The organism is [Phormidium] sp. LEGE 05292, from assembly GCF_015207735.1.
Classification (GTDB): domain Bacteria; phylum Cyanobacteriota; class Cyanobacteriia; order Cyanobacteriales; family Aerosakkonemataceae; genus Floridanema.
The window spans coordinates 1-12,038 of the sequence record NZ_JADEWG010000176.1 but is presented as its reverse complement, the minus strand read 5'-3'; the positions used below and the strand labels follow the sequence as shown (position 1 = coordinate 12,038).

Genomic DNA, 12,038 nt, shown 5'->3' with positions numbered 1-12,038 from the left:
ATTAATAATAAATTGAAATTACTCAAACGTTGTGGATTTGGCTTTAGGAATTTCCGCAATTTTGAATTAAGAGCTTTATTGTTCTGGCACTTCCCTAATAATTTAGCACAGTAAGTACGGAAGAACCGATATTTACCGCTAATCCACTGTTTGCCTTCCAGCGGACTACTAATGCGACGACCGGAGTTTTCTAAATCGTCCAGTTCAATGTAAGCACAGTTTTTGGTGCAACTAACAGCAAACCCTTCTACATCAGAACCAGAAATAGTATTTTGTCGCTTGGTTTCGGATGCACCATAAATCATGTCGATTCGCATCACCCCACCACCTACTTCTGCTATTGGTACTGGAAATTGAGACAGTGGAATTTGATTGAGATTGGGAATATTAGCAATTCGTTCGGTTTCCCAGCCAGTAAACTGTTCGAGGTTGACACTAGTTAGGTTGGGTATTTGTGAAATTGAAAACCCAGATAAGTCAATTTGGTTAAGTTGAGCTTCTGCTAACTTTGGTACTCGTTCTATTACTTGACTAATTGGTAGGTTATTTAATTGCGGAGTATCGAGGGAAATTTGAGAGGTTAAAGTAGCCAACGGTGGCACTTCACTCAATCGAAATTGACCTAGATTGGGAACAATTTCAACCAGATGTCTGAGGGTTTGCTTCCCTACCAATGGAAATGCTGACAAAGCTACATTTTGCCAATCTGTGCTATTAGCTACAAGTTGTTTAATTGCTGTCAAGGAAAGGATTTCTGGTTTAAGGTCGCTAATATCTGTTAGTTGTAAAATTTGCTCTAGTTTATCACCTGCTTGCCAACTTCTATTACCAACGTTTCCTGCATTGGGAACGGGTGGAAAATCGCTAAAGCTAATCTGATTCCAATCGGGTAATAATACTTTAGCTTGTTCTGATTCCCAAATTCGAGTAGGTAATGGATTGGCATAAGCCATTGATGAAAAGCTTAACCAGATCAACACAGAAATAGCGAGCGGTAATATCAAATTACATCGCTTTAAAATACTTTTGACATCAATGCAGTAATTGAATTGATTGGAACGGTTCATTAGGTTCACCGTTATTTTTTGTGGCTTTGACGAATAAAGAAAGGAGTGGCGATTAACTAGTAAGTAGAGAGTGAGTAAAAAAACTCTACTCTCTATTTCTTACTGTCTGTTAATTAAAGCTAATCAAGCTCTAGTTCAAACTGTGGATTGGAACGAGTAGGGGAATCTGTCCAAGCACTGTCGGCTAGATTAGATGAGTCGTAAACGTTTTCTTGATAGCCATCATCAAAATTACCTTGATGCGCTTTCTCTGGTGAGGCATAACCTAATGTATCTTCATCGGCATAGTATCCAGAGTTTTGATAGCCTAAATTTGGCTCGAAGGAAGTATTGTTCATGGTTTAGATTGAGTCAGCTAAGTAAACAACTTCAAACTAAATCATTCTGAACATCTACTACTTCACCAGAACTGGTAATTCTTAATCATTATAATTACCCCCTCCACTTGGAGGGGAGAACTTTAATATTAGTTAGTCTATAGAGTTATAACTTTTAGTCCTCTCAAAATAATTACTTTTGATACAAAGCACGAGTAAAATCTAAAACTTCTCGTTTACGTTCTTCAGATAAATTCCCGATCGCAGCTACAATCTGTTCTGATACTGATAACCAACTTTTAGTTTTAGCCTTCCAAACCACTATAAATTGTTCGGGTGATAGCGGACAAAGAACCTCTGTTTCTCCTTCTTCGTTAGTAAATTCTATCTCATATTTACCATCAGCATAGCAATCTACAATTGCTCCTCGCACTCCCGCCAAAAGATTATACTCAGGCAAATTAATTAGCAATTCAATTACATCAAATAATTCTGGTTCAATCATCTTCTCCTCCGCACGAAAAGGGTTACTAACCTAGCTGCATCACTACCTGACTCTACTATCCAACCTGTACGCACAATTTCTTGCTGTCCTTGTATTCCAGTAATTTCTAAATCTACTCGATAACGTTGTCCGTGTTCATCAGCTTGTCCTAAAATTGCTTCAGCCTCAAGTGCTTGTGCTGAAATTTGTTCTAGCAAAGGCTGATAATTATCTCTGGTAAAGCCCAAATGAAGCTGAAACATTACCGCTTTGTCACCGCCTATGGGGTTGTCAGGATTAAGCGCATATTCCGTCAATTTACGGGGGTCAATGACAAGGCGATTAACGATATCTCTTAGGTTCATTCTGCTTTACCATACATTCTATTCTAACTAAACGTCATAGAGATTAAATTTATTATAACTGTTTAGATGATTAGTTGCTAGCAAATAAAATGGATATTAAATTGCCCTACTACTAAATATTTTTCTAGTTAGGGCAATATTTTTACTCATTTAACGGTTAACTCTGCTGCCTTCAAAACTGCTTCTATGTCGTAATCAGTTGGTAGCATAATAACCTGGTAATTGTAATTATCTAGAGGTTGAGTGTCAGGATGATTATCCAATAGGTTTTGAACAGCATCACAAAAGGTATCTTGTCCGAATGTTTCTAAGATAAAACGTAGTTTGGCAACACAGTCTTGCATCTGTTTGTTTTTAGATTTAAATTGTTTCATCTTGGTTTAACCTGTTAATTGATAGTTATTTGTTAGCAAGCGCAACTTTAGTCATTAATTAATTTTCACGATACACTCGTACTTCAGCTAAAAAGTAATGATAATTAGCTAAAGATTTAATGACTAAGTGACTCTCTTCACTTACCGCGAGCGCGGTAGCTAAAAAAAGCTAGTATTTACCACTGTGATGAAACTTACCGCCAAATCAATTATTCGACGTTACTCCTGTACCCGCAGTAGAAAAGATAGTCCAGGTTCTTTTTATTCCTGGGCTGAAACCCAAGTAATGATGCAATATAATCAGTTAGTTCAGGTTGTTGAAATAAACAACAGTAGCTTTTTAAATTATCCCTATCAACTAATCAATAATCCTGCCGATTTAAAAACAGCACTTGAACCATTTATGGCAGCAAAAATTATTGGCATTGACTGTGAAACATCAGGAGGAATTGACCCATATCGAGCCAAAATTCGGTTAGTGCAACTAGCAATTCCCCATCATCCAGTTATCATTATTGATTTAGCTGCCATTGATAGTGCAGATTTGTCACCATTGCGCCAACTTCTCAGAGGAAATGCACTCAAAGTAGGACACAATCTCAAATTTGAATGGATGATGTTAGCACAAGCTGGATTAAAACCAAGCCGCCCTTTTTTTGATACCTACCTTGCTTATCGGGTGCTAACTGCCGGACTTAAATGTAGTTTATCTCTAGAAGCAGCAACAGCACAATTACTAAATGTCAAATTAGATAAAAAGTTACAAACAAGTGATTGGTCGGGCGAACTAACAGCTGCTCAATTACAATATGCAGCTATAGATGCGGCAATTGTATTGCCTTTACGAACTAACTTGAAACGTCAATTAAAAAAGGCTTTGTTGTGGTCAACTGCTTTACTGGAATTTGCTTGTTTACCAGCAGTTGCTCAAATGGAACTAAATGGAATGTGGTTAGATAAACAACAATGGCAATTATTGAGAACACAGCTAGAAGCACAACAAAAAACACTTACTAGAGAGCTTTCTTCATTGCAAATCCCATCACCAAATCAACAAATTTGTTTACTTCCAGAATTCACTAATTCTATCAATCTTCGCTCTCCCAAACAAGTTTTAGCTGCTTTGCAAGCCCAAGGAATTTCCGTTTCTTCTACTAACAATCAAGCTTTAATTCCTTTAGTTAATGAATATCCAATAATACAAGCATTGCTGGATTATCGTAGTTTAGCAACCAGAATTAGCACCTTTGCAGAAGGATTAGTACAGCACGTTCATCCCGTTACTGGACGCATTCATCCAAATTGGTTTCAAATAGGAGCTAAATCGGGTAGATTTAGTTGTCGAGAACCGAATTTACAAAATGTTCCCAGAAATCCAGCTACTCGGCAATGTTTTAAACCTGCATTGGGCTATATTTTACTGAAAGCAGATTACAGTCAAATTGAACTACGAATCATGGCTAAAGTGAGTGGCGATAGTCGGATGATTGCTGCTTATTCAAAGGGTGAAGATTTGCACAAATTAACTGCTTCTTTAGTATTAGGTAAGTCGTTATCTGAGATTAATTCGTCAGAACGACAGCTTGGTAAAATCATCAACTTTGGCTTGATTTATGGTATGGGAGCCAAGAAATTTAAAAATATGGCACAAGCCGAACATGGTAGAGTTCTGAGTTTAGAAGAAGCTTCACAGTTTCGCAAACGCTTTTTTGAAAGCTATGCTGGCATTGCTGAGTTTCATAAGCATATTCGTAAAAGTTGGCTTCAAGGAATTAGAGAAAGTCGCACTTTAGGAGGGAGAAGAAGACTTTGGTCTAAAGATTCTCAGCCATTGCTTAACGAGATGTTGAATAACCCAATTCAAGGACTGAGTGCTGATATTACAAAACTGGCACTAGCCAAATTATTTGCACCGCTGAATCGAACAGGAGCCAGGTTGATTTGTGTAATTCATGATGAGATTTTACTAGAGTGTCCGATTGCTGAAGTGGAACCAGTTAAAGCTTTACTAAAACGCTCCATGGTAGAGGCTGGAGACAAATTTTTAACACCAATCCCCTGTGAAGTTGAAATTCAAATGGTTGAAAGTTGGGGAGGTTAAATCGGCTTTATATACCCAGCTAGGTTGGGTATTTCTGAAATGAAATAGTGAGGAAATTGAAGTTTTTACCAACCCGCTAATGCGGGTTTTTTTATGAAATTCGCTTTATCGACTTAGAGATTAAATATGTCCAATTATACATTTGTCCCACCTATCTGGATTATTTGTCCACATGAAGGATTAAGATTGAGGATTGCTATTGAATCAGAATTGTTGGGAACAATTACTGATGGCGAACAACTTCAAACAATTATTCGTTATCAAAGATTTGGCACTACTCCTGCTAATGGGGATTTCATCGAAGGTATCGCTGCTGTTACTTCTAGTGCAGGATTAGTAATAGGAATTCATCGAAGATTGTATATTACTTGGTTGGCTCCTGCATTAAACCCTGCATTAAATTATAGTCGTTATTTTGTGACAATTTTGGCACTGCCAACAACAATGACTTCTCCTCCCAATGACTATCCGGCTGCTGTCAGTTTATTAGAAACGCAGCGTTTTTGCGAACCATCTAATTTGCCAGAAGATATTGGCAGGCAACCGCCTTTTTATCTTGAATAACTTAACCGCGATTGCGGTCAATGGGTAGCAAAACTTCTGTTGTTATTGTTACCCATGAAAAGTTTACTTGAAATTCCCTTAATTAATTCAAAAATTCGCATTGAAGTTCGGCAGCACTTACGAAAAGAACCCTACCAAATTAAGAGCAAGAAAGATTTAATTCCTCACCTCAATCGGAATTTGAAACATGGCTGGCTCTTACCAATTTTAGCGCAAGTAGACCGTTGTCTTTGGGGAAGGTGGGATTACTGGGCGAGGTGTCAAGCAGTTCCGGCTCATGCTTGGACGAGATGGCAAATGGAACCGATGTTAGCTCTTTTGGAAAATCGAAAACCCGAACGATTACCAAAATTTGTGATTCAAGAAACGCTACCAAATTCACCTATTCCCCAAATTGAATGGCAGTATTCGAGCATAGCAGAAAGTATGCTAAACAATACGCTTAATTGTATTCCCAAACATGGGGAATGGCGGACTTGGAGTGCTTGGGAATATTTGGAATATTTCTTGAGTTGGGTTTTGTTTGGTTTCGGTCATCCAGCTTACAAAAGTTTACCAAAAGAACCAGCAGGTTGTGAAGGTGCATCAATGCGTTTATATCAGGTTTTCGATTTGTCTATTATCCTACTTTATCCTGAAGATTACTTAGGTAGAATTCTGCCTGATATTTGTGGTAAGAAAGCTCAAAGAAATGCTGGGTTTTATCCGACACCGTTAGTGGTTGCTAGTTTCATGTCTCAAGTAATTAGTCATGAAGAAATTGACCGAACTGCTAGTTTTTCTGAACCTGCTTGTGGGACGGGTACTTTGATGTTGGCACAGTCTAATAATTGTTTGTCTGGTATTGGTCAAGATATCGACCAGGTTTTGTTAAAGTGCGCTTTATTTCAGTTTTTTCTGTATGCACCTTGGTTGGCAATACCAATTTGGTGGTTGGGTCAAACTGATTTATTACTTGGTAATAGCTTATTAGCCAAACAGCCTAAGTCAATGAATGCGGTTTATTGGTATGAAGAATGGTTTGAAACTGTTGAAAATAGGGAAGCAGAGGAGAATATCGAACCAACAATTGAGATAGTAGAACCAACAATAACCCCGGAAATAGTAGTTCAAGAAGTAGTGCAGGGTAAACGCAAACCGAAACATAATCCAGCTTCAACTAAACAAATGAAGTTGTTTAATTTGGATGATTTTAGTTAGAAATTTAATCACTCGATTCTAGCTGGGCGATACTCAAAAAGTTCTTGTTCGGTAGCAGCAAATTTAGAAGTATCTTCACCCGATGCTGGTTTAGCAAATGATGCTTGGTTACGAATAGCTTGAATGTCTTCAGAACTTCGCTGTGACGATAGTACAAACTGAGTTCTTTGATAGCGCAAGTCAGCCAGTTCAATTTTACCAGGTCTACCTTGACAATATGCACGTTCGGCACAACATTTGACAGCATTAGCAATCTCAGCTGGGGTAGCACCAGCATAATCAGATAGTAGCGAATACCATTGGCGATCGCTCCAAGGATTTTGTTGACCTTCACCAAATTGCTGTGGGAAATATTTAGCCAGGTGCAGATTAAAAATTTCGTACCTGGCACCATTATGGGGTAAATCGACAAACCAGATACCACCATCATCAAACCTCCGAATTAATTCAGAAGGTAGCATTCCCAATCGCTTAACGGTAGCTAACATCAGTACATCAGAAGTCTGTTCTTGCATCCAAGTTAGTAATTTCTGCGATAACCTTCTCGCTATACCACCATCTGCGTTAAAATCCCACCCAGCAAATCCTTTGTCGAAATCATCTGCAAATAATACACAACCGCCTAAATGTTCTGCTGTCTCTAAAATTTTAGCTAAAGCTCGGTCTGGATTGGCACTACCTAAAATGTTACCCCAACTCATTGCTAGTAGTGCATAGCCTAATTTTTTGGCAGTCAGTTTTGCACTTAAACTTTTACCAGTACCCGGTGGTCCCCAGAATAACATTCCTTTTGGTGGTCTCAAATTATATTGTTTAGCTTCTGGTGCTAATAGTTTGACAACATCGTTTAAGTATTTATCGAGTAAGTCTAAACCGCCTGCAACTGGAACATCAGGTTTGGCAATAAATTCTAAGCCTTGGTCTTTAAGTTGAAATATTTTATGCTCTAATACTAATTGGGCAATTTGTTCGACTGAACAGGTAAGAGTTAGCGACCGCTCTAGCAGCAAATTGATTTCACCAGTAGGCAATCCTTGACAAGCTCTTATTAATTGGTTTTTGGCTGCTAATGGCTCGTTATGATACTCTAAATATGAAGTGCGTTCGCAGAAATTATTCACTAAAGCTGCTACTTCAAAATTATTAGGCAAGGGACATTTTAAGATAGGTATTAGTGGCTGTAACTTATTAGGTAATTGGATATAATCGCTCAAAAGTACCCAATACTGTTTAACTTTCCGCCACTCGGATTGAAAGAAGGCATTTGCTAACTGCGACACTCGATATGCTGGCAGAGAAGGGTTTGTTGATTCTAAAATATCTTCTAATAAGAAGATACCAGCTTGGTCGGATTCTAATAAGAACTGCAATATATCATTTTTTACATTGAAGTCAGTCGGTTCTAAAATGAATTGCTCGTCAATGTATTTGAAAACTTGAATTGCTGAATAAGCTGAATTCCAATAATAAGCGTTTAGATTTTTTTTGCCAGCTAATTGTGCAAAGTTTGATAGCACTTGTTGGCGGTCGGCACTATAATATTCTAGTCCCACAATTGGCGTACCTTGAGCTATTAGTTTAGGCCAGTCGTTAATACTTTTCATGAGAAATTAAACGTATTATTTTGATTATTAATAGTTTGATAGGTAAAGCTAGGAGAAACCTTCCTACGATTGAGCGAAAGCTTACCCCTCTAATTGGACGGTAGTAGTTATGCCTAGCGGCATTCAGAAATGAAGTTAAGTTGAGTGTCGATATGGCAACAACCAAAAAACAAACCGCCGCTTCTCCTAAGACTACATCGAATGGGGCTAACGGTAAATCAAAGGCTAATGCTGCACCTTCTACTACTAAATCAAAGCCAGTTGAAGTAACATCTAAAGCAAAACCTCAGCTTTCTCCAGAACAACAAGCTGAAGAATTGGTGAAGATTATACGCAATGCGATTCATAAGAAATATGGCGTGACAATTCAACGCCGTGACAGCCGTGTTTCTACCAAAGTTGGTCATGCCACACGCGAAAAGTTGGGTTTGGATGTGCAAGCTCAAATTAACAAGCGCAATGGCAATGGTAATGGCAAAAAGTTTGATTGGCAAGAGTGGAATAATACGGTATTTCCCAAATTATTCGGTCGTCCTGATGCTCTCAAATACGATACTGAAGTGGTAGCTATGGCAATGGGTAAGCTGTATGATAGCATTTCGGAAAATACGGAAATGGCGATCGCTGACTTAGTTGAATTTAACGTTCAATCACTCAAGCGTCGTAACGAAATTGCCAAAGAATCTGAAGCTGAGGATGACGACTTTGATGATGATGATGACGAAATTGATGATGTTCTCGATGAATTGGATGAAGAGGAGGATGACGAGGACGAAGAGGACGAAAATAGCGAAGATGAAGACGATGACGATGATTTTGAATTAGACGAAGATGAAGAATTTGAGGAGGACGAGGACGAGTAAACGCTAATTGTTTACCACATTTTAAATAGCCCTGTATGCTAACAACAGGGCTTTTTTTTAGTAATCCTGTAAACTATCAAAAAAATATGGGAGCGTGAGAACCCTTAGCTTTTAAGCAGGGGTTTGATAGCGACGCATGGGGATTTATCCGGTGTGTTTTTCTTATTTACCTCGTTGGGCTTCGATATATTTTCTAACCACTTCAGTAATAACTTGTCCAGTTGTCGCTACAAAATAAGTTGGTGTCCAGCAGTGGCAGCACAAGCAGCAACAAAAAGCGACAAAGCATTTACATAAACACAGAAATAAAATCCTGCTGAGTAATCAGATTAGCAGCAACTCCATTCAAAATGGCTAACAACTGATTATTGCTAGTCAAACTAATCAAAGTGTTATTTTCACTTTGGACTATGCTCAATTGTGAAAAGGTTAAATTAGCAGACAAAACTAAGAAATCTATCCGATCTTGGAAATCGGTGACAATATCATTACCTTGACCAGAAGCTAAAACAAATTTATCAGAGCCATTACCACCTGTAAGTACATCATTACTTTTGTCACCACTGAGGAAATCATCACCATCACCAGCAATTAGGGTGTCATTTCCTTGACCACCATAAAGGGTATCATTTCCGACATCACCATTAATCCTGTCAGCACCTTGATTACCAAAAAGTAGATCGTCTCCAGCACCGCCGCAAATATCATCGTCATTATCACCACCATAGATAGTGTCATTCCCATCATCTCCGCTCAGACTGTCATTACCCAAATCCCCAAAGATCGCATCTTCACCAACATCTCCGCAGGCTATGTCGTCATCTTTACCTGCGAAGATAGTATCATTACCATCTTCGCCAAAGATGGAGTCGTTACCAGTGTTGCCATGAAGGAAATCATCACCGCTACCACCGAAAATTAAATCCGTTTCGCTAGTTCCAGGGGTATTCCCACCACCGCCGAAAATGGTATCGTTGCCTTGATCGCCAGACAGGGTATCATCGCCGCGATCGCCAAATAACAAGTCATTATCTTGATCGCCGCGCACTAAATCATTACCCTGACCACCATGCACAGTATCATCACCTTGATTGCCATTAATAATGTCGTCACCTTGATTACCATAGAGCAAATCATCGCCATCGTTACCAGCTATCCAATCACGTCCTTCACCACCAAAAATTGAATCCTTACCTTGTCCACCAAATAAATTATCTTCACCAATTCCTCCCATCAACAAGTCATCACCTTCGTTACCGAAAAGTGCGTCATTGCGATCGCTACCCATCAAGAAATCCTGACCATCAGTACCGAATTGAGAGTTATCAACTGAATTTAGCGCTATCGACACACCGGGAAGATTGTTAATATCAGCACGGATAATTTTTTCATCGAAACAATCTACACTTTGGAGCGTTTCCGCATCATTAACGGTTAAACTGAAAGGGAGGTTAACAGTAGCATTCGCCGAATCTGTAGCTTTCAGGGAAATGTTGAGAGTTTCTACATCATTAACAGTTGGAGTCCCGACAAAAGTGTGAGAAATTGAGTTGAAGAATAGCCAACTTGGTAAAGGATTGCCAGTAGTTAAAGTTGCCGAGTAAGTAAGACTGTCGCCAACATCAATATCTGTGAAAGTATCAGCCGGGAAAGTGAAATTAAACAGACTGTTGACAGTAGCAGTTCGATCGTTAATTGGAACATTAATAAAAGGCACATCATTAACTGGGTTAACCGTTAAGTTAACAATAGCATCAGTATCAGCATAATTTGCTCCATCAAACCCACACCAATTAAAGCTAGTATTGCCATTCCAATTAGCAACCGGAGTAAAGCGAAGTAAGCCTAATTGGGCTGGGGAAATTTCTTCATTAAGCGTCACATTGTCGTTACCTAATTGTAATGTGCCGTTGTTAGGTAGAGTTGTAACCTTAATTTTGCTCAAACCACCGCCGCTAGAATTGGTAAAATTGCTGGTAAAGTCAGCTTCTGTGAAACTAATACTGCTATCTTCGTCACCGATTTTGTTGATGTTGCTGCCAACTGGTGCATTGTCATTATCAATTATCTCCACTGTAGCAGTATTGAGAGTGCCAATTGCGATCTCAGAACTAGGATTAACTAACGATATACTTAAATTTTCTGTGCCTTCAATTAAAGTATCATCATTGATGGGAATGGTGACAGTTTTACTGGTTTCATTAGCAGCAAAGTTAATAGTCTGAGTGGTGTTATCGAAATCTGTTCCCGCTGCAAAAGGTTGAGTTCCACCAGTAGCAGTTCCATTGGTTAACTGTACTTGCACGTTACTCGCATTATTGACAAAACCAGTGCGATTAATGGTGATAGTTGCACCGATTACCGTACCATTTTCGTTGATTTGATAACTAGCTTGAGAGAAATTAACAGTGGGTTGCGAAAATTCAAAAGCACCAATATCTACTTTAGTGCCAAAAATACGCGCAAAACCCGTCCCTCTTTGGTCAGTAGTAATGCCTGCTGGCACTTTAGTATTATCGCCTGTATCAATTGCAGAGGAACCTGTGTTTAAAGCATATGTTTTGGTGAAACCGCCGTTAGCAGCTAAAGCAGCTAAGTTGGGGTCAGTGGCGATAGGTGTACCGTTGAAGGTGCCGTTAGTATTGGAACTAGTAACGATAATATTTGGGGCAGTGGCATTGACTGTGGCTATGCCTTGGTTAGCTGCGCCGCCTCCCGCTGGGACAACATTAGTAGGTTGATTGTTGACTAAATCGTTACCACCTGTGGTGTTGCTGATAATGGAATTGTTCAGAGTAAGGCTGGCGTTAACTACACCGCTACTGTCGTAGGCAAGTTCATATATTGTCCCGTCTGCTTGTGCGCCAGTACCACCTGTTCCGGCTGTATTGGTATTAAAAGCAAGAGTACTGTTGTTAATGGTAACGTTGCCGTTGAGGTTAAATAGCGCCGCACCAAAACCGGAACCACCATTAGCGCCGCTTCCTCCCGCTGCCGTATTGCCGGAGAGAGTGCTATTGGTGAGGGTGACGTTACCGTTGTGGTTGAAGATAGCACCCCCCATACCTGCACCGCCACCGCCATAGTTGAGAGTACCGC

12 protein-coding genes are annotated in these 12,038 nt (G+C 39.4%); 5 read left to right on the top strand and 7 right to left on the bottom strand.

Features of this window, described 5'->3' with window-relative positions; translation table 11 throughout:
• Positions 1–12: 12 nt before the first annotated feature.
• Positions 13–114, top strand: coding sequence for a hypothetical protein (locus tag IQ264_RS28245; protein ID WP_413470365.1), 102 nt, complete (start codon positions 13–15; stop codon positions 112–114).
• Positions 115–1,186: 1,072 nt separating this feature from the next.
• Here IQ264_RS28245 and IQ264_RS28240 read toward each other — a convergent pair.
• The 4 genes from IQ264_RS28240 to IQ264_RS28225 all read right to left on the bottom strand — a co-directional run bounded on the left by IQ264_RS28240 (position 1,187) and on the right by IQ264_RS28225 (position 2,607).
• Positions 1,187–1,405, bottom strand: coding sequence for a hypothetical protein (locus IQ264_RS28240; RefSeq protein ID WP_193985261.1), 219 nt, complete (start codon positions 1,403–1,405; stop codon positions 1,187–1,189).
• 172 nt (positions 1,406–1,577) lie between these two features.
• Positions 1,578–1,889 (bottom strand): DUF4926 domain-containing protein, encoded by a 312-nt coding sequence (locus IQ264_RS28235; RefSeq protein ID WP_193985258.1) that lies wholly within the window; start codon positions 1,887–1,889, stop codon positions 1,578–1,580.
• A complete protein-coding gene (locus IQ264_RS28230; protein WP_193985256.1) occupies positions 1,886–2,233 on the bottom strand; it encodes a DUF6883 domain-containing protein in 348 nt (115 codons plus the stop codon). The genes IQ264_RS28235 and IQ264_RS28230 overlap by 4 nt, the downstream gene beginning before the upstream one ends.
• Positions 2,234–2,379: 146 nt before the next feature.
• On the bottom strand, positions 2,380–2,607 hold the full coding sequence (locus tag IQ264_RS28225; protein ID WP_193985254.1) for a hypothetical protein: 228 nt from the start codon (positions 2,605–2,607) through the stop codon (positions 2,380–2,382).
• A gap of 187 nt (positions 2,608–2,794) precedes the next feature.
• On the opposite strand from IQ264_RS28225, the gene IQ264_RS28220 reads away from it, so the two are divergent.
• The 3 genes from IQ264_RS28220 (at position 2,795) to IQ264_RS33240 (ending at position 6,472) form a co-directional block, all read left to right on the top strand.
• Positions 2,795–4,708, top strand: a complete 1,914-nt coding sequence (locus IQ264_RS28220; protein WP_228061887.1) for a bifunctional 3'-5' exonuclease/DNA polymerase — start codon at positions 2,795–2,797, stop codon at positions 4,706–4,708.
• Positions 4,709–4,834: 126 nt separating this feature from the next.
• Entirely contained in the window at positions 4,835–5,272 is a 438-nt protein-coding gene (locus tag IQ264_RS28215) for a hypothetical protein (protein ID WP_193985252.1), read from the top strand.
• A gap of 54 nt (positions 5,273–5,326) precedes the next feature.
• Positions 5,327–6,472: an SAM-dependent DNA methyltransferase gene (locus IQ264_RS33240; RefSeq protein WP_228061886.1), complete on the top strand. Its 1,146-nt coding sequence runs from the start codon at positions 5,327–5,329 to the stop codon at positions 6,470–6,472.
• Positions 6,473–6,480: 8 nt separating this feature from the next.
• Here IQ264_RS33240 and IQ264_RS28205 read toward each other — a convergent pair whose 3' ends face one another.
• Positions 6,481–8,076 (bottom strand): ATP-binding protein, encoded by a 1,596-nt coding sequence (locus IQ264_RS28205; protein ID WP_193985250.1) that lies wholly within the window; start codon positions 8,074–8,076, stop codon positions 6,481–6,483.
• Positions 8,077–8,228: 152 nt separating this feature from the next.
• Here IQ264_RS28205 and IQ264_RS28200 point away from each other — a divergent pair, with 152 nt between their 5' ends.
• Positions 8,229–8,939, top strand: coding sequence for a primosomal protein (locus IQ264_RS28200; protein WP_193985248.1), 711 nt, complete (start codon positions 8,229–8,231; stop codon positions 8,937–8,939).
• Between the two features lie 162 nt (positions 8,940–9,101).
• Here IQ264_RS28200 and IQ264_RS33950 read toward each other — a convergent pair whose 3' ends face one another.
• Positions 9,102–9,203, bottom strand: a complete 102-nt coding sequence (locus tag IQ264_RS33950; protein ID WP_228061885.1) for a transposase — start codon at positions 9,201–9,203, stop codon at positions 9,102–9,104.
• Between the two features lie 25 nt (positions 9,204–9,228).
• Positions 9,229–12,038, bottom strand: a 2,810-nt coding sequence (locus IQ264_RS28190) for a choice-of-anchor Q domain-containing protein (protein ID WP_193985246.1), incomplete at its 5' end; no start/stop codon positions are given.

Coding starts and splice junctions, on each gene's coding strand:
- IQ264_RS28230 (WP_193985256.1), bottom strand. CDS start 2,233: ATGAACCTAAGAGATATCGTTAATCGCCTTGTCATTGACCCCCGTAAA.
- IQ264_RS28235 (WP_193985258.1), bottom strand. CDS start 1,889: ATGATTGAACCAGAATTATTTGATGTAATTGAATTGCTAATTAATTTG.
- IQ264_RS28200 (WP_193985248.1), top strand. CDS start 8,229: ATGGCAACAACCAAAAAACAAACCGCCGCTTCTCCTAAGACTACATCG.
- IQ264_RS28215 (WP_193985252.1), top strand. CDS start 4,835: ATGTCCAATTATACATTTGTCCCACCTATCTGGATTATTTGTCCACAT.
- IQ264_RS28225 (WP_193985254.1), bottom strand. CDS start 2,607: ATGAAACAATTTAAATCTAAAAACAAACAGATGCAAGACTGTGTTGCC.
- IQ264_RS28240 (WP_193985261.1), bottom strand. CDS start 1,405: ATGAACAATACTTCCTTCGAGCCAAATTTAGGCTATCAAAACTCTGGA.
- IQ264_RS33240 (WP_228061886.1), top strand. CDS start 5,327: ATGAAAAGTTTACTTGAAATTCCCTTAATTAATTCAAAAATTCGCATT.
- IQ264_RS28205 (WP_193985250.1), bottom strand. CDS start 8,076: ATGAAAAGTATTAACGACTGGCCTAAACTAATAGCTCAAGGTACGCCA.
- IQ264_RS28220 (WP_228061887.1), top strand. CDS start 2,795: ATGAAACTTACCGCCAAATCAATTATTCGACGTTACTCCTGTACCCGC.